This window comes from Akkermansia sp. 54_46 (assembly GCF_001917295.1).
Taxonomy (GTDB): Bacteria; Verrucomicrobiota; Verrucomicrobiia; order Verrucomicrobiales; family Akkermansiaceae; genus Akkermansia; species Akkermansia muciniphila.
In genome coordinates, this window is sequence record NZ_MNUD01000001.1 from 98,214 (window position 1) to 119,448 (window position 21,235).

At 55.8% G+C, this 21,235-nt stretch carries 19 protein-coding genes and 1 tRNA gene; 13 read left to right on the plus strand and 7 right to left on the minus strand.

The features are described from left to right. Positions 1–26: 26 nt before the first annotated feature. The 8 genes from cysK (at position 27) to meaB (ending at position 7,654) form a co-directional block, all read left to right on the plus strand. Positions 27–956, plus strand: coding sequence for a cysteine synthase A (gene cysK / locus BHW66_RS00385; protein ID WP_102737405.1), 930 nt, complete (start codon positions 27–29; stop codon positions 954–956). An 18-nt stretch (positions 957–974) separates the two neighbouring features. Beyond that, complete coding sequence (thiE, locus tag BHW66_RS00390; RefSeq protein ID WP_022196941.1) at positions 975–1,589, plus strand: thiamine phosphate synthase; 615 nt, start codon at positions 975–977, stop codon at positions 1,587–1,589. Positions 1,590–1,636: 47 nt separating this feature from the next. Then, positions 1,637–2,452 carry a hydroxyethylthiazole kinase gene (gene thiM / locus BHW66_RS00395; RefSeq protein WP_094139104.1) on the plus strand — a complete coding sequence of 272 codons (816 nt, stop codon included), beginning with the start codon at positions 1,637–1,639 and terminating at the stop codon, positions 2,450–2,452. A gap of 308 nt (positions 2,453–2,760) precedes the next feature. Next, positions 2,761–3,225 (plus strand): type II toxin-antitoxin system antitoxin SocA domain-containing protein, encoded by a 465-nt coding sequence (locus BHW66_RS00400; protein ID WP_215836510.1) that lies wholly within the window; start codon positions 2,761–2,763, stop codon positions 3,223–3,225. A gap of 134 nt (positions 3,226–3,359) precedes the next feature. Next, a tRNA-Gln gene (locus BHW66_RS00405) sits at positions 3,360–3,434 on the plus strand. Between the two features lie 151 nt (positions 3,435–3,585). After that, the gene (locus BHW66_RS00410; RefSeq protein WP_286688806.1) at positions 3,586–5,067 is read left to right on the plus strand and encodes a beta-N-acetylhexosaminidase; all 1,482 of its coding nucleotides are present in this window, start codon (positions 3,586–3,588) and stop codon (positions 5,065–5,067) included. A gap of 64 nt (positions 5,068–5,131) precedes the next feature. Then, positions 5,132–6,616, plus strand: a complete 1,485-nt coding sequence (locus BHW66_RS00415) for a beta-N-acetylhexosaminidase (RefSeq protein WP_257228397.1) — start codon at positions 5,132–5,134, stop codon at positions 6,614–6,616. 18 nt (positions 6,617–6,634) lie between these two features. Continuing rightward, on the plus strand, positions 6,635–7,654 hold the full coding sequence (gene meaB / locus BHW66_RS00420) for a methylmalonyl Co-A mutase-associated GTPase MeaB (RefSeq protein WP_012421044.1): 1,020 nt from the start codon (positions 6,635–6,637) through the stop codon (positions 7,652–7,654). Here the strand turns inward: meaB and BHW66_RS00425 are convergent. Beyond that, complete coding sequence (locus BHW66_RS00425) at positions 7,629–8,105, minus strand: NUDIX domain-containing protein (protein WP_215836512.1); 477 nt, start codon at positions 8,103–8,105, stop codon at positions 7,629–7,631. The genes meaB and BHW66_RS00425 overlap by 26 nt on opposite strands. A gap of 359 nt (positions 8,106–8,464) precedes the next feature. On the opposite strand from BHW66_RS00425, the gene BHW66_RS00430 reads away from it, so the two are divergent. Continuing rightward, positions 8,465–9,928, plus strand: a complete 1,464-nt coding sequence (locus BHW66_RS00430; RefSeq protein ID WP_286688807.1) for an alkyl sulfatase C-terminal domain-containing protein — start codon at positions 8,465–8,467, stop codon at positions 9,926–9,928. 236 nt (positions 9,929–10,164) lie between these two features. Beyond that, a complete protein-coding gene (locus BHW66_RS00435; RefSeq protein WP_102733311.1) occupies positions 10,165–10,686 on the plus strand; it encodes a hypothetical protein in 522 nt (173 codons plus the stop codon). Between the two features lie 93 nt (positions 10,687–10,779). On the opposite strand, the gene ruvC is transcribed toward BHW66_RS00435, so the two are convergent. From ruvC to pyrC, 4 genes are all read right to left on the minus strand, one after another. Beyond that, complete coding sequence (gene ruvC / locus BHW66_RS00440; protein ID WP_094139094.1) at positions 10,780–11,283, minus strand: crossover junction endodeoxyribonuclease RuvC; 504 nt, start codon at positions 11,281–11,283, stop codon at positions 10,780–10,782. Between the two features lie 47 nt (positions 11,284–11,330). After that, a complete protein-coding gene (locus BHW66_RS00445; protein WP_094139095.1) occupies positions 11,331–12,533 on the minus strand; it encodes a DEAD/DEAH box helicase in 1,203 nt (400 codons plus the stop codon). A 61-nt stretch (positions 12,534–12,594) separates the two neighbouring features. Continuing rightward, the gene (locus BHW66_RS00450) at positions 12,595–13,224 is read right to left on the minus strand and encodes an MBL fold metallo-hydrolase (RefSeq protein WP_286688808.1); all 630 of its coding nucleotides are present in this window, start codon (positions 13,222–13,224) and stop codon (positions 12,595–12,597) included. A 91-nt stretch (positions 13,225–13,315) separates the two neighbouring features. Continuing rightward, positions 13,316–14,317: a dihydroorotase gene (gene pyrC / locus BHW66_RS00455; RefSeq protein WP_012421051.1), complete on the minus strand. Its 1,002-nt coding sequence runs from the start codon at positions 14,315–14,317 to the stop codon at positions 13,316–13,318. A 585-nt stretch (positions 14,318–14,902) separates the two neighbouring features. Here pyrC and BHW66_RS00460 point away from each other — a divergent pair. From BHW66_RS00460 to BHW66_RS00470, 3 genes are read left to right on the plus strand one after another with little or no spacing between them, the layout of a single operon-like run. Further along, a complete protein-coding gene (locus tag BHW66_RS00460; RefSeq protein WP_286688809.1) occupies positions 14,903–15,439 on the plus strand; it encodes a MarR family transcriptional regulator in 537 nt (178 codons plus the stop codon). Positions 15,440–15,445: 6 nt separating this feature from the next. Then, positions 15,446–16,582, plus strand: coding sequence for an efflux RND transporter periplasmic adaptor subunit (locus BHW66_RS00465; protein ID WP_094139098.1), 1,137 nt, complete (start codon positions 15,446–15,448; stop codon positions 16,580–16,582). Between the two features lie 7 nt (positions 16,583–16,589). Further along, entirely contained in the window at positions 16,590–19,697 is a 3,108-nt protein-coding gene (locus BHW66_RS00470) for an efflux RND transporter permease subunit (protein WP_022197320.1), read from the plus strand. Positions 19,698–19,794: 97 nt separating this feature from the next. Here BHW66_RS00470 and BHW66_RS00475 read toward each other — a convergent pair whose 3' ends face one another. Then, positions 19,795–20,274 carry a dihydrofolate reductase gene (locus BHW66_RS00475; RefSeq protein ID WP_102733306.1) on the minus strand — a complete coding sequence of 160 codons (480 nt, stop codon included), beginning with the start codon at positions 20,272–20,274 and terminating at the stop codon, positions 19,795–19,797. Positions 20,275–20,296: 22 nt separating this feature from the next. Next, entirely contained in the window at positions 20,297–21,112 is an 816-nt protein-coding gene (locus BHW66_RS00480) for a thymidylate synthase (protein ID WP_022197322.1), read from the minus strand. Positions 21,113–21,235 lie beyond the last annotated feature (123 nt).

Consider the following 21,235-nt stretch of genomic DNA (forward strand, 5'->3'; position numbering starts at 1 on the left):
GCAACAACGCTCTTTTCCTACAAGCCATGAGAATTTACAAAAACATTACGGAACTGATCGGCGGCACCCCGTTGCTGGAACTGACCAATTACGAACGCAGGAATGGCCTGAACGCCACTATCCTGGCCAAGCTGGAATACCTGAACCCCGCCGGCAGCGTGAAAGACCGCATTGCCCAGGCCATGATTGATGCGGCGGAAGCCGCCGGGAAGCTGAAGCCGGATTCCGTCATCATTGAGCCCACCAGCGGAAACACGGGCATCGGCCTGGCGGCGGTGGCCGCTTCACGCGGGTACCGGATTATATTGACCATGCCGGAGACGATGAGCGTGGAACGCCGCAACCTCCTGAAAGCCTACGGCGCGGAACTGGTGCTGACGGACGGCGCGCTGGGCATGAAGGGAGCCATCGCCAAGGCGGAGGAACTGGCCGCGGGACTGCCCAACAGCTTTATTCCCGGCCAGTTCGCCAACCCGGCCAACCCGGAAGCGCATTTCCGCACCACAGGCCCGGAAATCTGGAATGATACAGAAGGCAAAGCGGATATTTTTGTGGCGGGCGTGGGTACCGGAGGCACCATCACAGGCGTGGGCAAGTACCTTAAATCCCGTAATCCGGGCATCCGGGTCGTTGCTGTGGAGCCGTTCTCCTCCCCCGTGCTGACCCAGGGCACGGCCGGCCCCCACAAGATTCAGGGCATTGGCGCGGGCTTCGTGCCGGAAACGCTGGATACCTCCGTGTACGATGAAGTCATCACCGTCACCAATGAAGACGCTTTCTCCACAGGGAAGGAACTGGCGCGCACGGACGGCGTGCTGACGGGCATTTCCTCCGGCGCTGCTCTCTGGGCCGCCACACAGGTGGCGCGGCGCCCGGAGAATGAAGGCAAGACCATCGTCGTCCTGCTGCCGGACACGGGAGACCGCTATCTTTCCACCCCTCTGTTTACGGACTGATTCCTTCCATTCCCTGCCATGAAAAAATTCAATCTCCATCTCTACCTGGTCACGGATGAAGCGTCCAAATGCCGCTACAGCCTTCTGGAAACCGTCCGGAAAGCGGCGGACGGAGGAGTTACCATGGTGCAGTACCGCTCCACCAATCCGGATGCGGGAACCTGTTACCGGGAAGCTTTGCCCATACGGGATTTCCTGGCCTCCCGCGGTATTCCCTTCATCGTCAACAACCGCATTGACCTGGCTCTGGCGCTGGAAGCAGACGGCGTCCACATCGGCCAGAGGGATCTTCCGGTTCCCTCCGTCAGAGCCATGATCGGCCCGGATAAAATCCTGGGACTGTCCGTCTCCAATAAGGAACAGCTCCGCGCCGTGGATGCATCCCTGGTGGACTACCTGGGCATGGGCCCCGTCTTTCCCACCATTTCCAAACTGAACGCCCCTCCCGTGCTGAGCGTGGAAGGCTTCGCCGCTCTGGCTTCCCAATCTCCCCTGCCTGTTGTCGCTATCGGCGGCCTGGACGCGGAACGGGCCCGGCAAGTGCGCGCCACGGGAACCGCCTCCGGAATTGCCGTTGTCTCCGCCATTTGCGGAGCGGAGAATCCGGAAGCCGCCGCACGGGCTCTTGCCTGACGGACGAACCGCAGGAAACACCGGACAATCAAGCACTTTTTTACGCCATGCTTTCACCGACAGACCTTGTTCAAGCCGTTGCCGCCGATCTGGAAAAAATCCGGGAAACGGCCCCGCTGGTTCTCTCCCTGACCAATTCCGTCGTCCAGCCCCTGACGGCCAATCTCCTGCTGGCCATAGGCGCCGTCCCCGCCATGCTCAACGACGCGGAAGAAGCGGCGGACATGCTCCGCAGCGGAACAGGCGCCCTGCTGGTCAACCTGGGCACCGTGACGCGCGAACAGGGAGCCGCCATGCAAACAGCGGTGCGGGAAGCCAATAGGCTGAATATCCCCTGGGTGCTGGATCCTGTGGCCGTAGGGGCTCTTTCCCTGCGCACGCGGCTGGCGGGGCAATTGAAGGAACAATCCCCCCGCATCATCCGCGGAAACGCTTCTGAAATCATGGCCCTGGCCGGCTATTCCTCCGTCACGAAAGGGCCGGAAAGCACCAGCTCCAGCGCAGACGCCCTGCATGCGGCCAGGGAACTGGCCCTGCACACAGGGGCGGCCGTGCTCGTTACAGGGCGTACGGATTATTCCACGGACGGCCGCCAGGTAACCGCCACGGAAAACGGACACGCCATGATGTCCCGGGTCACGGGCGTGGGCTGTTCCATGGGAGCACTGTCCGCCGCCTGTGCCGCCGTCTCCCCCACCCCCTTGCAGGCGGCCGTTTCCACGGCCGTACTCATGGGCATTGCCGGAGAAATGGCCTTTGAACAAAGCCCCTTCCCCGGTTCCTTTGCCGTATCATTGCTGGACAGCCTTTACGCCCTTTCTCCGGAAGACGTTGTCCGCAGGGCGCGCTTTCTTTCCCTTTGACAGTCTTATTTTCCCAGGAAAGCAACTCCGCTGCCATGCACACGGCCTGACCCGGAAATCTCCGGAGGGGGAAGTACATCACCATCAGCTGCCCGGGAGAGGGGAATCTCCGGCTCCCTCCCCCGCTAGAACAACCTGCGCCATATTTTCAGGCATTCCGCCTGCGGAGCAGGAAGCAGCATGCCGGGGACCTGCCGAATCCCGCACAGCCATTTGCCTATCCCGACCGCCAGAGCGCTGGAACTGCAAGCGGATTTAGTGTTGAGAAATACCTGCGGCCTTTTATAATAGAGGCAACCCATTTCAGCATGGCAAACTCCACTACCACGCAAAAACTCTGCAACTGGTTCATTCAGCAGGCGAACGCCAAGGGACTCGTCCTGACGCCCGTCAAACTGAACCATCTGGTCATTCTGGCGGACTGGTGGCATCTGCACCGGACTGGCGGTTTCCTGATCAATGAACGGGTGGAAGCCTGGCCTTCCGGTCCGGTACTCCCTTCCATTTATCATGAATACAAGGATCAGCCGCCCTACTCTTCCATAGAACATCCCAGCCGCCGCCAGCCCCCTTTGGAGGAGGAAACGGACATTATTCCTTTTCTGGAGCATATCTGGAACGTCTATGGCAAATATACGGCCCAGCAGCTCGGACGCATCAACACCGCCCCGTCCTCCCCATGGAAGCAATCCCAGGGCAGGCATGAACAGGCGCACCGCCAGCAAATCACAGAGAAGCACGTACAGGCATACTTTAAAAGCCTGGCCGGATAATTCCGGAAAAAACAGCCTGCCGCTTTCCTGTACAGCCTTTTTCCAATCAAAACATATCTTTGAGTAAAAAAAAACTTGCAAAAAACAGCCTCTTCCGCTTTAATGCGCCCGCGCTGCAAAAGCGCCCGTTACATAGCCCTATAGTGTAATCGGTAACACAGCGGATTCTGGTTCCGTATTTTGGGGTTCGAGTCCTCATAGGGCTACCACTTCTAATAAAAAGGCCATCTCTCCGGAGGCGGCCTTTTATTTTTTTCTATTACCGGCTCCGCGCCGGGCAACAAGGAGACGGCAAAAAAATCTGGAAGCAAAAGATGATTCTTTGACAGAACCTGTTTCCTCCCCGTTTATATTGGAAATATGGCACGTCCCTTATCCATTCTCGGCGGCATTCTGCTCTCCTTCTCCCCTCCGGCAGAGGCAACAGCCCAATACAGCATTATCCCTGAGCCGTCCAGAACGGAACTCAAGCAAAAAACAGCTAAAACTTTACAGCTTCTTTCCGACCAGGAGGCTCCGTCCCTGGGAACGGACGCCTACCGGCTCACAGTCACCCCGCAGGGGGCGCACCTTGCTTCCGGAGGAAGGGAGGGCAGAATTTACGGGCTGGCAACCCTCCGCCAGCTCCGGGACCAGCTGGCGGAGCAGCCGGAGGGCATCCCCTGCGGCATCATCACGGACAAACCGCGCTATCCGTGGCGCGGCCTCATGGTGGATCCCGCGCGGCATTTTATCCCCATCAAGGACCTGGAAAAATTCGTGGATCTCATGGCCTACTACAAATTCAACAGGCTGCATCTGCATCTGACGGACAACCAAGGCTGGAGGCTGCCCGTGCCCGGCTACCCCAAATTGAAAAGCATTGCATCCAGGCGGGAGGAAAGCTTCGAAGACGGAATCCCCCACGAAGGGATATACACCAAACAGGAACTGAAGGAGCTGGTGGCGTACTGCGCAGCGCGCGGCATTGAGGCCATCCCTGAAATAGACGTGCCGGGCCACAACCAGGCGCTTCATGCCGCCTACCCGGAATTTTTCTGCTTTCCCAAACCGGACATGAACGTGCGGACGACAGCGGGAAACAGCAAAGAACTGGTCTGTCCCCAGAAGCCGGAAGTCTGGAAATTTTATGCCGCTGTTTTCAAGGAACTCAAGGATATTTTCCCGTCCGGCATCGTCCATCTGGGCGGGGATGAGGCCCCCACGGAACTCTGGGAAAAATGCCCTCTGTGCCGGAAAGCCCGGACTAAAGCAGGCATGAAGGACGAACAAGAACAAATGAGAGCCTTTTTTGCGAAAACGACAGTTCTGCTTGCCAAAAACGGGCAAACGCCGCAATTCTGGTATGAGGGGAACGCCGGCATTTACCATCCGGGGGAAACGGTTTACGCATGGCGGCAAGACCAGGCCCTCCAGTCCATTGAAAAGACGAAAAAGGCGGGATTGAACCTGATTATGGCCTCCAACGAATACTGTTACCTGGATTTTCCCCAGATTCAGGGGCAGCGCAACTGGGGATGGATGAAAACCACCACCCTGCAAAAATGTTATGAACAGGATCCCGCTTTTGGAAAACCGGAGAAAGAGGCAGGCCATATCCGGGGCGTGCATGCCCCCGTATGGGCGGAACGCCTGCCGGACCTGGACCACCTGCTTTACCGCGCCTATCCCCGCGCCTGCGCCATTGCGGAAGCCGGCTGGTCACCGATGAGCGTGCGCTCCTGGGAAAACTTCCGGCGCAAGCTGGCCGACCACCGTCAATTCATCCTCAAACGCTTCAATTATGATATGAAGCGCACTCAGGGGAATGAACCGGCCTTCCGCTGGGAAAACAACAAGTAATTTCACCGTTTTTCCTTATCACGCATCCCTTACCATGGTATAATCTTTTCCGAAATAGTTCTTCATGATGTTTAAACTGCCCCTCATCCTTGCCTGCGCCATTTTTCCCGCCCACATGGCATGTGCCGCCGAAGCGGACAAATACAGCGTTATCCCTGAACCGGAAAAAACGGAACTGCAGCACAACAGTACCAGAACCTTGAAACTTCTTTCCGACCAGGAGGCTCCGTCCCTGGAAACGGACGCCTACCGGCTCACAGTCACCCCACAGGGGGCGCACCTTGCTTCCGGAGGAAGGGAGGGCAAAATTTACGGGCTGGCAACCCTCCGCCAGCTCCGGGACCAGCTGGCGGGACAGCCGGAGGGCATCCCCTGCGGCGTCATCACGGACAAGCCGCGCTATCCGTGGCGCGGCCTCATGGTGGATCCCGCGCGGCATTTCATCCCCACGGCCGATCTGAAAAAATTTGTGGATATGATGGCCTATTACAAATTCAACAAGCTCCAGATCCACTTGACGGACGACCAAGGGTGGCGTCTTCCGGTGCCCGGCTACCCCAAATTGAAAAGCATCTCCTCCAAACGGAAAGAAAGCATGCGCAACGGAATTCCCCACGAAGGGATGTACACCAAACAGGAACTGAAGGAGCTGGTGGCGTACTGCGCAGCGCGCGGCATTGAGGTCATCCCTGAAATAGACGTGCCGGGCCACAACCAGGCCCTGGCGGCAGCCTACCCTGAATTCTTCTGCTTCCCGAACCCGGATACGAAAGTGAAGACCGATGAAGGTGTCACCCTCCACCTCATCTGCCCGCACAAACCGGAAGTCTGGAAATTTTATGCCGCTGTTTTCAAAGAACTCAAAGATATTTTTCCGTCCGGCATCGTCCATCTGGGCGGGGATGAAGCACCCCTGGAAAAAACCTGGGCCAAATGCCCCCTCAGCATCCAGTACCGGGAGCAAAAAGGCATGAAGGACGTCCACGAGGAATTGAAGGAATTCATCAAAAAAATGTCCTCCATGCTGGCTGTTCACGGCAAGCGCATCCAACTATGGTATGAAAAGCCGTGGGCCAGGGCCAACATCTACAACAAAGGAGACACCGTCTTCACCTGGCGCATGGGACTGACTCCGTCCACCATCACGGAGACGAAAAAGCAGGGGCTCTCCCTGATCATTGCTGCCGGGGAACACTGCTACCTGGACTATCCGCAACTTCCAGGGCAAAACAACCGGGGATGGATGCCCACCACCACGCTGGAACAAAGCTACAGGCTGGACCCCGCCTACGGCAGACCAGAAAAGGAAACAAACCATATCATCGGCGTTCAGGGCACCGTGTGGGGAGAACATCTCCCTTCCCTGAACCACATTCTCTACCGCGCCTATCCGCGTGCCTGCGCCATTGCGGAAGCCGGCTGGTCACCGATGAGCGCGCGCTCCTGGGAAAACTTCCGGCGCAAGCTGGCCGACCACCGTCAATTCATCCTCAAACGCTTCAATTATGATATGGAGCGCACCAAAGAAAACGAACCGCCTTTCAAATAATCCGCCCTCTCTTTTTCCATGAGCAACATCAAATTTGCACGTCCGCACCGCCCTTCCGTAGAAGAACTGGCCCAGGGAGTACTGGCCGGAAACCGCGCCCTGCTGGGAAGGGCCATTACACTGATAGAAAGCAATGCCGTCCGGGACCAGGAATCTTCCCGCGCCCTCATCTCCAGGCTCCTGCCCCATTCTGGCAACGCCGTCCGCATCGGCATTACGGGCGTTCCGGGCGCCGGGAAATCCTCTTTCATTGAAGCCTTCGGCACTTACCTGTGCAAAAAAGGGTTCAAGGTGGCCGTGCTGGCTATTGACCCGTCTTCTTCAGTCTCCCGCGGTTCCATTATGGGAGACAAAACACGCATGGAGGAACTCTCCGGAGAAGAAAACGCCTTCATCCGCCCTTCCCCCTCCGGCGGCTCTTTGGGCGGCGTAGCCCGGAAAACGCGTGAAACCATGATTGCATGCGAAGCCGCGGGCTTTGACATTATTCTCATTGAAACCGTGGGGGTCGGCCAGTCGGAAACTACGGTGCGCTCCATGGTGGACATTTTCATGCTCCTGCTCATCACCGGCGCCGGAGACGATCTCCAGGGCATCAAGCGGGGCATCATGGAACTGGCGGATATTCTGGTAGTTACCAAGGATGACGGCGACAACCGCCAGCGCGCCGCAGCCCACTGCCAGGAACTGAAAATGGTACTCCACTACCTGCAAAGCCCCACTCCCGGCTGGACGCCCTCCGTCCTCACCTGCTCCTCCCTGGAGGGACGCGGCCTGGACACCATTGAAGAAACGCTCTTCCGCTTCCGGGACAGCATGAAGGAATCCGGATTCTGGTACAGCCGCCGCCGGAGCCAGTCCCTTTCATGGGTCCAGTCCCTGGTGCATGAAGCCCTGCTCACCGCTTTTGAACAGCACCCCGCCGTAGCGTCCCGCATGCCCATTCTGGAAAACATGGTGGCGGGGGACAAAATGGACCCCGTTTCCGCCGCACATGACCTGCTGAGCCACTTCACTTATCCAGCGCCCGGACATTAAAGAAATCTTCCAGCACCCTGGCGTAAACTTTCTTTTTAAACTCCGGCAGCCACTCCAGCTTAAATTCGGCTGGGGCTATCCACTTGTAGTCGCAAAACTCCCGGTCATCCAGGACGGGTTCCGGAGCGTCCGCATGCAGCCGGCACAGGAAGTACTCCTGCTCCTGCCCAACAAAAGGCTGCCGCCGCTTTTCACGGACATACTCCAGCACCTCCGGCGGATAATCGTAACGATACCCCCTCCGGGATTCCACAATATCATACTGGGACGGTAAAAACCCCACTTCCTCTCCAATCTCGCGCCGCACGGCTTCCAAAGCCGTTTCCCCCGGATCAATTCCTCCCTGGGGAAACTGCCAGGCCCCTTTCTGCCCGGAACGCTCGCAAATCAACAATTTCCCGTCCTGCCGGACCATCATCCCCGCAACATTCGGACGATACAATCTTTCCATGCCCTGTTCATTAACATAACCTTTTCCGCATTTCCAGCCATGTTCTTTCCATAACCCCGTTGAAAACGGGCAAAAAATCCTTTTACAGATTTTTCCCCTCTACTTCAAGGCACTCCGAATACCAACCCCTTTCCACCAGAAGAATAAGCGGTATAAAAAAACGAAAAACTTCCCGTTTGCTGCGGGAATTCCGGCCAATCAGCTAAAAACTTTAGTAATCAGATATTAACATACTGCCATTTTTCGAACATTGTTCTTTATTGGCAAGTCTATTGTTCCTGCAAAGTAAAATATGGGAACCGGCCTTCCTTTTACTTTTCACGCGTTCCGTTAATAAAACTCCGATCATGAAAACAAAAATGAACTATTTGACAGCCACGCTTCTGGCAATATTTGCATGGGGCGGTACAGGCGTCGGTATGGCAAAACAATCCAAAAAGGCGCTAAGGCATCCTGTTGAAGACAACAAAAAATCTCCCGGAGTTTACGATACGAATCAAAATGACCGTCAAGGCATTCAAGATGCGGAACAAGGCCCCGGGGACAAACCGGGTACGTGGAGCATTTCCCGTCCCAACGCCAAAAACGCGCTGTCTGAAGTCACAAAAGGAATTTACCAGATTCACGGCGGAGATTTTCCGAACATAACTATTATTGAAGGACGGGAAGGCATCATGATCATTGCCCCTTTCGTCCCGAAAGAAACCATGGCCGAGAGCCTTAACCTCTACTACCGGAAGGCGGGAAAACGGCCAATCAAGGCTGTTGTAGATGCACATCCACATACCAACTATTTTGCCAGTACCAAAAGAACGGCATCCGGGCTGGACATAGACGGCATAGAAATGGAATTCATGGCGGTTCCCGGAATGGGAGCCTCTTCTGCCGCACTGATGTATTTCCCCCAATTCAAGGCGCTTTTTTATGGAGAGGACACGGCAAGCGCCATACATGATATCTGCACTCTGGGAGTATCCAAAATAAGGGACGCAAAAAACAGGTGGAAAGCCCTTGATCAAGCCATTCATCGTTATGAGGACAAAATAGAGATTTTATTCTCACAACACCATTGGCCCAGAATAGGAAAAGAAAATATCAAACGGTTCCTGGCCAAGGAATGCCGCAACTGCAAATACATGCATGACCGGATATTGAACCTGGTTAGCAAAGGGTATTCCCCCGCAGAAATTGAGGGAATAATCAATCCGATTCCGGAAAGCGGCAGAATCAGGAATAGCCCTCCGGAAATCACCGGGCAAAAGGACTATCGTCAAGATGCCGAGACATTAAGGCACGTTATGTCTGCCCATCTAAAAAGAGGAAACATAAGGAATCTGGTAAGAAATATGTTGAAACAATTCGGTTATCAAACGGAATCCGTATTCCGGAACGATGAACTTCTCGTCAATGCCGGAGGACCGGGAATCGGGCTGCTTAAAAACTCCCGCGAACTCACGTTGACGGACACTTTATATGCCCTGACTCCGGAACTGCTGTTCGACTATTTGGGCGTCAGCCTGAATAGTGAGAAATCCAAAGGGAAAAAACTGGCTTTCAACTGGATTGCCCAAAACGGAAGATCATACGGCTTCTGGATTGAAAACGAAGTGCTGATGTACCGCGAAGGAAAACTGGTCAAACATCCCGACGCAGTCATCACCGGAGACAGGCTCCACTTCGCCCTGGTCGCCATGCGGGCAATGCCCTTAAAGACAGCTCTGGATAAAGGCATGATTAAAATTGAAGGCAATACGGATAAATTCAGGGAATTGCTCGGATGCATGGATAAGTTCCATGGAAATTTCCATGCCATAACACCCTGATTCCATTACCTTTTTACGTACGTTTCAGGTTTTTCATCTGGAAACAGGAGTAGTGGCATTTTCTATCAACATCATGAACTGTGCCAGTAAATATTATTCAAACAGTCATGTATTCCGGCGCAAGGGAGCAACTGAAAAAAGGGACGACATTTATCGATGGACAGACATGTTCTCCCCCGCAAACATTCAACGATTTTTCCTTCCCATACAGTAAGAGCTGATATTAAATAGAAAGCATGAAACGATTCTTCCTTTCTGTTTTAGCTCTATTTGTTTGTGCAGCCGCACCTCTTTCCGCCCAGTCCAAGAAAGGAGCCGCCGTCCCGTCCACGGATGACTACAACCAGAGCCAGTTCTGGATAGGCAATTTTCCGGAGGGACAGTATGTGGTGCATCTCAGCCGGATTGTAGCGGTGGCGCAGCACAAGTATATTCTGGACAATACCTGCATGGTGTATGAAGTAACGCTGATTACCCTGGGTAATACGCCCACCAAGTTTTATTATCTGGAAACGCTGGGTCAAAATTCCGGTATCAACGCCATCAGGAATGTGACTGACCGTGCGAAGGAGCTTGGGGCCGGCGCCGTCAACCGGGCAACGGGAGGCAGCATTGACCCGGATACAACCGTTGCGAAAGCTTACCCGAATACGAATACCGTGGAATTCCGTGTAGCTACCCTGGAACAGCTCAATAAAATGTATGCTTCCCTGCTCAAGGCGTGGCAGGACGGGAAAGGGAGGACGTTCAAGCCCTGACGGCTTGAATCAGTGATTAGAGAACAGCGCCGGGCAGTCAAATTTCAATTCGCGGGCTGCAAGTGCGGTTTTTACGCTCATCTCTCATCACTGCTAAATGTATTTCCTCTCCATCATGTGGGCCTTCAAAGGGTCCGCAGAGAAGAGGTGGGTGAGGCCGATCGCCAGAGCGTCGGCGGCATCGGATTCCGGCGTTTCCCGGAGTTCCAAAAGAGCCCGCACCATGAAGGCGACCTGCGTTTTTTGAGCGGCCCCGCGCCCTACGACGGAAAGCTTCACGCTTTTGGGGGAATATTCCATAATACGCAGCCCGGCTTCCGCCGCGGCAATGACCACGGCCGCCTTGGCCGCCCCCATCGTGATGGCCGTCTGATGAGACTGGACATAGATGATGCGCTCCACCGCCATTTCATCCGGGTTCCATTTGTCAATGAGATTGCCCAAATGCTGCTTGATGGCAAGCAGGCAGCCGGACTGGGACACGCTCCGGGGAATGGTAAGCGTTCCATAGTCCAGGGCGCGCGCGCGCCGGTAATCTCCCTCCACCACGGCATAACCCGTGTTGCGGATGGCCGGGTCTATGGCAAGAATGCGCATGGGATGATTTTCATTCCATCAGAGAGAAACATCATGTTTCCCCCTTCTTAGCGCCTGCGGCGCTTGGGAACTGCGGGTTTGGGCTTGCGGACGGATTTGACGGGCTTGTCTTCCAACAGGGCGGTGTACGTGTAGTTGAACCCGTCCAGTTTTTTGCGTTCAATGGGTTTCCCGATGAAATTTTCCACAGCCGCAGCAAAGTCCAGCTCATCCGCCGTCATGATCGTGAACGCATCCCCGGAAGCTTCCGCGCGACCGGTACGGCCGATGCGGTGCACATAGTCTTCCGCGTTTTCCGGAACGCGGTAATTGATGACGTGGGTCACGCCGCTGATGTCAATGCCGCGCGCCGCCACATCCGTAGCCACCAGAATATCGTATTTTCCGCTCTTGAATCCCTTAAGCGCCTCCATGCGTTCCTTCTGGGGAATGTCGGAGTGCATGACGGCCACTTCCCCGCGGTAGCCATGATGCTTGAGCATGCCGCATACCGCATCCGCCTCCTTGCGGGTGCGGGTGAAAATCATGACGGAACGGAAGTCCGTCCCCTTGAGCAGGGCCAACAGCAGTTCATCCCGCTGGTCCAGAGCTACCGGATAAAAGGCATGGCTGATGGTGGCGGCCACTTCACGCCGGGCGATGGTAACTTCCGCAGGGTCCGTCAGGCACCATTTGGCAAATCCCGCGATGACCGGAGGCATGGTGGCGGAGAAGAAGAGGGTTTGCCTTCCTTCCCACGGACAGAGGTTGACGATTTTACGGACAATGGGCAGGAACCCCATGTCCAGCATTCGGTCCACTTCATCCAGAACCAGGGCCTTGACTTCACCGAAGCGCATGGTGCAGCGGTAGAAGTGGTCCACCAGACGACCGGGGGTGGCCACAACGATGTCCGCTCCTTTTTTCAGGTCTTCCGTCTGCTTTCCGTATCCCACTCCGCCGTACAGCAACGCTACTTTCAATCCGGTAAATTCACCGTATTCGGCAAAGGCTTCCGCCACCTGGTCGGCCAGTTCACGGGTGGGTTCCAGCACCAGTATCTGAGGTTTGCCGATGGGTTGAAGTTTCGTCAGCAGAGGGAGGGCAAAAGCGGCGGTTTTTCCCGTTCCCGTCTGTGAGGCCCCAATGAGGTCCCTGCCTTCCAGAATGACGGGAATGGCCTGCTCCTGAATGGGGGTGGGATGTTCATAACCGCATTTCTCCACCGCCTTCAAGACGGGTTCCGATAAACCTAATTCTGAAAATAACATTGATCTTGTATGCTTGCTAAAGAGTAGAACACGATTCCGCACAGCGGCGCAGGAACCGCGGTCAGGAGATGAACGGATTGGTCAGCAGTTCGTTCTTTACGGTGGTATAAGGCCCGTGTCCTGGGAAAATCATGGTCGTGGCGGGCTGGTTGAGCACTTTCTTTTCAATGCCCTGTTTCAGCAGGCGCAGGTTCCCCCCCGGGAGGTCCGTCCGCCCGATGGAGCCGGCAAAAATGACGTCACCAGTAAACATGATTCCTTCATCCGGCAAATCGTAAACAATGCTGTCCGGAGAATGGCCGGGCACCTGGTGGAGATGCCACAACAGGCCGCCCCAATTCGCCGTGTGAATGTCCGGAGTAAGTATTTCATCCACCACAAACGGCTGAACATTGAGGGGAAGCCCCCAGGCGTCGCGGGCCATTTTTTCCAGCGTCAGGCTTTCATTGTAAGGTTGCCCGGCATGAATGCGGCAGTCGAAAATCTGTCGCATGCGGCAGGCATCCTCCACATGGTCAAAATGCTGGTGGGTGATGAGAAGATCCGTGATGATGATATCGGGCTTTTTGGAATAAATCCAGTCCGCGAAGCCGGACGGAGCGTCCACCGCCACGTAAGCGTTATCCCTCGTCTTAAAGAGGTAACCATTACAGGAAGCAACTCCACCCGTATAAACGCGAATCCGATCCATGGGCAGGGATTGTAGTGAGATCGCCCGGAATATCCAGTATAAAGACGGTTCCCTTAAATAGCTTTCTGTCATCTTCCCCTGGAAAAGCCCCTTATATCAGTCTCCAGGGAATGGTGCATCCGGCATCCATCGGCACCACTTTCTGTCCATGCCCTTCATAAGCGTCCGGCACCAGCATTTCACGCCGCTGCAGACGGACCGTCCTGGCAGGCGGATTCAACCCGTACAAAGCGCAGGCATGACCGGAAACAAAGCCCTGCAACCGGTCCAGGGCCCCGTGTTCGTCAAACAGGGCCGCCAGACGAGGAAGAGCGATGGGGGCGGTAAATACGCCGGCGGCGCATCCGCACGCTTCCTTGGCATGGATGGGATGGGGGGCGGAGTCACTGCCGAACATGAGGCGGGGATGCCCGGAAAGGGCAGCCTGCAACAGGGCTTCCCGGTCTTCCGGCCTTTTGGCGATCGGCTTGCAGAACAGATGCGGCCTCAGCATGCCACCGGCCACATCGTCCAAAGTAATGAGAAGATGCTGGAGGGTTACCGTGGCGGCCAGGTTTTCAAATTCGTCCAGCAGCTGCACGGCGGCGGCCGTGGTAATATGTTCCATGCAGATAGTCAGCCGGGGGAAGCGCGTGGCCAAATCACGGTAAACATCCAGGAATTCGGCCTCCCGGTCCATCACGAAGCCGTGGCTTTCGCCATGCACCAGCAAAGGAATATCCATTTCCTGCATGATGGACAGGGTAGCTTCCGCATCTTTCATGGCCTTCACGCCGCCTTCGCTGTTCGTGGTGGCTCCTGCCGGGTACAGCTTGATGCCGAACACCAGTTCCTTGAGCCGGGACAATTCCTTTTCTGAATAGGAGCGGAAAAATGCCGTCATGTACGGCTGGAATACATCGTCTCCGCAAGCGTCCAGCACCCGCTGCCGGTAAGCCTGCACCGCACCCGCATCAGCCACCGGAGGCACCAGGTTGGGCATGATGACCGCCCCGGCAAAAGAGGCGGAACTTAACGGAGCGACCAGCTTCATCATATCGCCGTCCCTCAGGTGAAGATGCATGTCCAACGGGGAGTGCAGTTCCAGAATCATGCCGACATCATGAGGGAAGATTGCGCCCAAATCAAGCACGCTCCCCTGCCCTGCAGGAAAGCAATTCTCCGACGGTAAGGGAAAACGGGCATTTTCCCGCAAACCGGAAGGGATGCGGTACATTTCGCGCTGTTGAGATAAAGTCAAATTCCGGAAAACGCATCGTCAGCGGAGTAAAAAGCAAATTCCACCCCCATGCCTCAGAAGCAGGGGCCATCCCGGACGATTTTCCTGAAACAGCAAGCGGAATACGGGAACAGCAGCAATCCGGGCACAAAAAAGCCGCTTGGAGGCGGCTGTTTCTTCTGAACAAGGTGGCGAAGCGGACGGGGCTCGAACCCGCGACCTCCAGCGTGACAGGCTGGCGCTCTAACCGAACTGAGCTACGTGGAAGCTTATACACGCCTTTATACCCCGGTGACAAGAAAAAAAGACTTTTTTTGCAACTTCTGCAACCGCCGGCGGTTTGTACGGTGAAGAAACCGTAACTTTTCAGTTACCCGATTTATTTCAATACAGCAATAACTTCTCAACTTTATTTGTTTTAGTTTGACAACAATTAACCGGTTTTGACATAACACCCTCATGCTTCAGACTGCCGCGGATATCACAGCCTCCGTTCACAAATTCGAGACGATCCTCCACCAGTTCAAAAGGGATAACCTGAATGAGGTGGATCAGAGCCATTACCAGAAAATCATGGGGCTTTCCGTCCGGCAGATGAACGCCCTGGGTGCCCTGAACCACCTGATGACCAACCGCCAGGAAGGCATTCCCCTGAAAGAGCTTGCCTATTATCTCCGCATGAGCATTCCCTCCACCTCCCTGCTGGTGGACAGCATGGTGAAGAAAGGCCTGTTCGACCGCAAGGAGAATCCCCGCGACAGGCGTTCCCTGTGCATCCGCCTTTCCGAGGAAGGCGAATCCAGGTTCCAAATGCTTTTCAACGGCATGAAGGAAAAACAAAGCGGGAAGGGGAAGGAGAGAGTGCGGCGGTTCCAAATGCTTTTCAACGGCATGAAGGAAAAACTGGATACCCTGTTCAACACTCTGTCGCAAGAGGACAAGGAGAATTTCTGCCGTATTGTGGATACCCTTTACAATCACGTTTACAGTAAATAATACCATATGAAAAAACACACGCATCATCGGAAGGCGCCCCTCCGTCTGCTGGCCGGCTCCGGCCTGCTTTTTTCCCTGTTTGTTCCGGGTTATTCCCAGGGAACGCCGGGAGGGGTTGCAGCCAAACCCAGTACCGTACTCGTCCAGAAAGCCGCCGCTATTGACAGTGCGGTGAACAAGAAGTACATCGGCCAGGTGGAAGCCATTGACCGGGTGACTGTGCAGCCCCGCGTCTCCGGCAACATCGTAGCCACCCGTTTCCGGGAAGGAAAAGTCGTGAAGAAGGGGGATCTCCTGTTCGAAATTGAGGATACGCGCTACAGGGCGGCTGTGGAGGAAGCGATAGCCAAAAAGGCCCAGCTTGAAGCCAAACTGCTTTACGCAAAAAACAGTTTTGAACGCTATAACAGGCTGCTGGCCTCCAAATCCGTCTCCATGGACACGGTGGAAAACGCCAAGAGCACCATGCATGCCCTGGAAGCGGAAATCCAGTCCGCAAACGCCGCCATTACGGTAGCGAAGGACGATCTTAACTATACCAGGCTCACGGCACCCATCACGGGCCGCACAGGCCGCGTCACTTTTTCCACGGGCAATTACATTACCCCCACCTCCGGTTCCCTGGTGACCATTACAGGCATCGATGAAGTGTACGTGAAGTTCCCTATCAGTGAACGCGATTTCCTTTCCCTGTTCGGCACCCAGGAAAATATGAAGAAAGACGCTCTTGTGTCCGTCAACCTCGCCAACGGCAAGGCATACGACCAGCCGGGCAGGATTTTCATGACGGACAATACCGTCCAGACGACCACGGACACCCTGAACGTCTGGGCAAAATTCCCCAATCCGGAAGACGTGCTGACGCCCGGCGGCGTAGTCACGGTTAATCTTTCCAAGAAAAATGTGGACCGCTTCCCGGCGGCCAACATTTCCTCCGTGATGCACGATGCCTACAAGAGCTACGTTTACATCGTCAACGACCAGGGCGTCGTGGAACGTCGGGACGTTACGCTGGGCAACACGGTCAATAATGAACAGTGTTTCAGTTCCGGCGTCAAGGAAGGGGAAGTCGTCATCATCGACGGCATGCACAAGGTGCGTCCCGGCGCCAAGGTGAATCCGGTATATTCCGTTCAAAACTGAGCTACCCATGATTGCGGACCTGTTTATCAAACGCCCCAAATTCGCCATCGTCATCGCTATCCTGATGATGCTGGCGGGCGGCATCTGCCTGAACCAGCTCCCCATTGCGGAGTATCCGGAAATCGCGCCCACCAGCATCAACGTGCAGGCTACCTATACGGGCGCCAGCGCCCAGGTGGTGATGGAAACGCTGGCTTCCCCCATTGAGGAAGAACTCAACGGGTTGGAAAACCTGCTCTATTTCTCCTCCAAATCGGATAACACCGGCGGGTATTCCCTGTCCCTGACGTTCAAGAGCGGTACGAATTCGGACATCAACATGGTGAACGTTCAGAACGCCTTGAAACGGGTGGAATACAAACTTCCCAAGGAGGTGACAGACCAGGGCATCAAGATCAGGAAACGCTCCTCTGACATCCTGGGATTCTTCGCCTTCCGGTCCACCAGCATGAGTTCCCTGGAGCTGAACAACTTCGTCAAGACCAGGGTGAAGGATGAGGTCGCCCGCGTACCGGGAATCTCTGCCGTCAACCTGATGCCGGAAAAGAATTACAGCATGCGCATCTGGCTGGACGCCCTGCGCATGTCCGCCCTGAATATCACGCCGGATGACGTTTCCAACGCCATCAAGGCGCAGAACGTTCAGGCCGCGGCCGGCTCCATCGGCTCGGAAGGGGAAAACAACTTCATCCAATATAAGGTAAACGTCACCGGACGACTGCAGACCGTGGAGGAATTCAGCAAGATTATCGTCCGCACGGGCCAGGACGGCCACGTTACCCGGCTGGATGACATTGCCCGCATTGAGCTGGGCGCGGAAACCTACACGGGCAGCAGCCGCAACAACGGGGAAGACTCCGTGAACATGGCAGTGTACCGCCTGGATGACGCCAATGCCCTGGAAGCCATGAACGGCGTGAAAGACACGCTGGAGAAGCTGGAAAAACGTTTTCCGGAAGGTGTGAGCTACGTCGTGAGCTACGACCCCACGCAATACATTTCCGCCACCATGGCGGAAATCGTGGAAACGCTTGTCATCGCCCTGATTCTGGTGGTGGGCATCACGTACCTGTTCCTGCAGGACTGGCGCGCCACGCTCATTCCGGCGCTCGCCATTCCCGTCTCCCTGATAGGAACCTTCGCCATCCTGCTGCCCCTGGGCTTTTCCATCAATGTGCTGACCATGTTCGGCCTTATTCTGGTAATCGGGTCCCTGGTGGACGACGGCATCATCGTGGTGGAAAATACGATGCGCATTCTGGAGACGGAGGATCTCTCGCCGGAAGAAGCCACCAGGAAGAGCATGCACCAGATTACAGGCGCCATCATCGCCACCACGCTGGTGACGGTAGCCATTTACGTGCCCATCGCCTTCTTCGGCGGCATGGTGGGGAACATTTACATGCAATTCTCCGTAACCATGTGCGTGGCCCTCTGCCTTTCCGCAATCAATTCCCTGACGCTCAGCCCCGCGCTGTGCGTTCTGCTGCTGAAAAGGAAGCAAAAGAAACAGAGCAGGTTCAGCCTCTTCCGCCCCTTCAACGCCTCTCTGGAATGGGCGCGCAAAAGCTATATCAAATGCGCCGGCATCATGGTGCGCCGCGCGTGGCTTACGCTGATTCTGCTGGCCGCTGTCCTGGTCGGCAACTGGAAACTGTTTGAGACCGTACCCAAATCCTTCCTCCCGCCGGAAGACAAGGGCACCGTTTTCTGTGATATCCAGCTGGCCCCGGGCGCCACGCTGGGCCGTACGGAACAGGCCATGCGCAGTGCGGAACAGAAGCTGATGAGCATCCCCGGCGTGCGCCAGGTTTCCTCCACTTCCGGATTCAGCTTCATGGGCGGCAACGGAGAAAACCTGGGCATGTGCATCGCCCAGCTTGACCCCTGGGACAAACGCAAGACGCCGGAGCTCTCCCTGGATTCCATCATGCAGAAAGCTTCCGTTCTGTGTGATGAAATTCCGGCGGCCAAGGCCACCGTGTTCAGCCCGCCCGCCATCATGGGGCTGGGCCTGACGGGTGGCGTCTCCTTCATGCTCCAGGCCAGCGGGGAGGAAACTCCCAAAGACCTGGAACGAGTGACCAACGACCTGCTGGACAAAATCAACAAACTGCCGGGAACCATGTACGCCCGCAGCGCGTATGAGGCGAACACCCCCCAGCTTTTCCTGAACATCGACCGTGAAAAGGCTCAGAGCATGCACGTGCCCGTCAGCCGCATCTTCACGACGCTTCAAAGCAAGCTGGCCTCCATGTACATCAATGATTTCAACCTGATCGGCTACACGTTCAAGGTGAAGATGCAGTCTGCGGCAGAGGACCGCACCACCATCAATGACATCATGAACACCTACATTCAGAACGATCAGGGCCAGATGGTGCCGCTCAGCTCCGTAGCCACCCTGTCTTACATGGTGGGGCCGCGGCAAATATCCCGTTTCAACCAGCTCATGTCCGCGGAAGTGACCGCCCAGGCAAAACCCGGCGTCAGCAGCGGCGAGCTGATGAACCAGATTGAGGCTATTCCGCTGCCGGAAAATTACTCCATCACCTGGACGGACATGAGCTATCAGGAACGGCAGAACGATGGGAAAATCGTCCTGCTGATGGGGATGGCCCTGCTCTTCGGCTACCTGTTCCTGGTGGCGCAATATGAAAGCTGGACGGTCCCCATTTCCGTCATTGTTTCCGTCTCCGTGGCCCTGCTGGGCGCTTTGCTCGGCCTGATTATCTGCAACACGCCTCTGAGCATTTACGCTCAGCTCGGCCTGGTGATGCTGGTAGGCCTGGCCGGGAAAAACGCCATTCTGATGGTGGAATTCTCCAAGATGGAGCGGGAGCGCGGCGTTCCCATCCAGGAAGCCGCCCTGGAAGGGGCCCGGCAGCGCTTCCGCGCCGTGATGATGACGGCCATTTCTTTCATCATCGGGGTATTCCCCATGGTCATCGCCTCCGGAGCGGGAGCGGCAAGCCGCAAAGCCATTGGCATCTCCACCTTCTACGGCATGATTCTCGCTACAGTGGTGGGCATTCTGTTCATTCCGGCCCTGTACGCCATGTTCCAGCGTTACCGCGAATGGGTGAAAGGCCTGTTTGCCGGAAAGGCGGAATAAATGTAAAGGAAAACTGCTCCATGAAGGACGGGGCGGCCCTGGCCGCTCCGTCTTTTTTATGCTTCAGCGCCTCCAGCGGAGTTACGGACAAGAGCGGCTATTTGACCTGCTCGTACAAATACAGGTCAAAATCTTCAAACCGTTCCTTCAGGACAGCACGCTCCAGCCGGTTCTCAAACGGAGAAAGAAAAGTGTCCGCCGGATATTCCCCCTTTACTTTGGAAACCCACATGCGGGACATGGACGGCATCATCAGGGAAAAAATCTCCGCCCCTCCGATAACCATGATTTCCGGATCCATCAATTCCAGACATTCCAACTCCCCTGCGGAATGAACCACCTGAACGCCTTCCGCCGTCCACGCCGGGTCACGGGTCAGCACGATGTTCTGCCTGCCGGGAAGAGGCCTGCCTATGCTCTCATACGTTTTCCGGCCCATCAGCACGGGGTGCCCCGTCGTAATGCGCTTGAACGTCTTGAGGTCGTCCGGCAAATGCCAGGGGAGCGCCCCCCGGTAACCAATGCCGCGGTCGGGAGCCATGGCGACCACTCCTGTATAAGTAACGGGTTGTGACATGATGGATTAAGGGATGAATGTTCTAAACGGAGATGGGAGCCTTGATGTGCGGCAGGGGATCATACCCCACGAGCTCAAAATCCTCATAATGGAATCCGTCAATGGTTTTTACCTCCGGATTGAGCTTCATGACCGGGAGAGGACGGGGCGTGCGGGAGAGTTGTTCCCTCGCCTGGTCCAGATGGTTCCGGTACAGGTGCAGATCTCCGAACGTATGGATGAATTCCCGGGCTTCATACCCGCATACCTGGGCGGTCATAAGCAACAGCAGCGCATAGGAAGCAATGTTGAAGGGAACCCCCAGAAAAAGATCCGCGCTGCGCTGGTAAAGCTGGAGGGAAAGGCCGTGCTTTTCTTCTCCCGGCTGGGCGGGAATCACGCAAAACTGGAACAGGGAATGGCACGGAGGGAGGGCCATGTCATCCACCAGGGCCACATTCCACGCACTGACGATGTGCCTCCGGGACCAGGGATTATGTTTCAGGCCGTCAATCAGTCTGGCAATCTGGTCAATGGGTTTTCCGTCGTTTCCCGGCCAGCAGCGCCACTGCGCGCCGTACACGGGCCCCAGATCCCCGTTTTCGTCGGCCCATTCATCCCAGATGCTGACGCCGTTGTCTTTCAAAAACCTGATATTGGTCTCCCCTTTCAGGAACCAGAGCAGCTCATAAATGATGGAGCGCAAATGAAGCTTCTTGGTCGTCAGGCACGGAAAACCGTCGCGCAGGTCATACCTGCTCTGCCGCCCGAACACGCCGATGGTGCCCGTTCCGGTACGGTCCTCCCGCCCCGCCCCATTGGTCAAAACATCCTCCAAAAGTGCCAAATACTGCTTCATTCCCTTAAATTACGCTTTTCTAATCCCTGGACCCGTGATAATACGAGCATGCGCCACCTTAGTATCATCTCCTGCTCCAAAAGCCAGCCTTTTCACTTCTCCCCGCCGTTTTCCTCCCCCCGC

Coding starts and splice junctions, on each gene's coding strand:
- meaB (WP_012421044.1), top strand. CDS start 6,635: ATGAGCAACATCAAATTTGCACGTCCGCACCGCCCTTCCGTAGAAGAA.
- thiM (WP_094139104.1), top strand. CDS start 1,637: ATGCTTTCACCGACAGACCTTGTTCAAGCCGTTGCCGCCGATCTGGAA.
- pyrC (WP_012421051.1), bottom strand. CDS start 14,317: ATGATTCTGGAACTGCACTCCCCGTTGGACATGCATCTTCACCTGAGG.
- BHW66_RS00450 (WP_286688808.1), bottom strand. CDS start 13,224: ATGGATCGGATTCGCGTTTATACGGGTGGAGTTGCTTCCTGTAATGGT.
- BHW66_RS00410 (WP_286688806.1), top strand. CDS start 3,586: ATGGCACGTCCCTTATCCATTCTCGGCGGCATTCTGCTCTCCTTCTCC.
- ruvC (WP_094139094.1), bottom strand. CDS start 11,283: ATGCGCATTCTTGCCATAGACCCGGCCATCCGCAACACGGGTTATGCC.
- BHW66_RS00470 (WP_022197320.1), top strand. CDS start 16,590: ATGATTGCGGACCTGTTTATCAAACGCCCCAAATTCGCCATCGTCATC.
- BHW66_RS00425 (WP_215836512.1), bottom strand. CDS start 8,105: ATGGAAAGATTGTATCGTCCGAATGTTGCGGGGATGATGGTCCGGCAG.
- BHW66_RS00460 (WP_286688809.1), top strand. CDS start 14,903: ATGCTTCAGACTGCCGCGGATATCACAGCCTCCGTTCACAAATTCGAG.
- BHW66_RS00480 (WP_022197322.1), bottom strand. CDS start 21,112: ATGAAGCAGTATTTGGCACTTTTGGAGGATGTTTTGACCAATGGGGCG.
- BHW66_RS00445 (WP_094139095.1), bottom strand. CDS start 12,533: ATGTTATTTTCAGAATTAGGTTTATCGGAACCCGTCTTGAAGGCGGTG.
- BHW66_RS00435 (WP_102733311.1), top strand. CDS start 10,165: ATGAAACGATTCTTCCTTTCTGTTTTAGCTCTATTTGTTTGTGCAGCC.
- BHW66_RS00400 (WP_215836510.1), top strand. CDS start 2,761: ATGGCAAACTCCACTACCACGCAAAAACTCTGCAACTGGTTCATTCAG.
- BHW66_RS00465 (WP_094139098.1), top strand. CDS start 15,446: ATGAAAAAACACACGCATCATCGGAAGGCGCCCCTCCGTCTGCTGGCC.
- BHW66_RS00475 (WP_102733306.1), bottom strand. CDS start 20,274: ATGTCACAACCCGTTACTTATACAGGAGTGGTCGCCATGGCTCCCGAC.
- BHW66_RS00415 (WP_257228397.1), top strand. CDS start 5,132: ATGATGTTTAAACTGCCCCTCATCCTTGCCTGCGCCATTTTTCCCGCC.
- BHW66_RS00430 (WP_286688807.1), top strand. CDS start 8,465: ATGAACTATTTGACAGCCACGCTTCTGGCAATATTTGCATGGGGCGGT.
- thiE (WP_022196941.1), top strand. CDS start 975: ATGAAAAAATTCAATCTCCATCTCTACCTGGTCACGGATGAAGCGTCC.
- cysK (WP_102737405.1), top strand. CDS start 27: ATGAGAATTTACAAAAACATTACGGAACTGATCGGCGGCACCCCGTTG.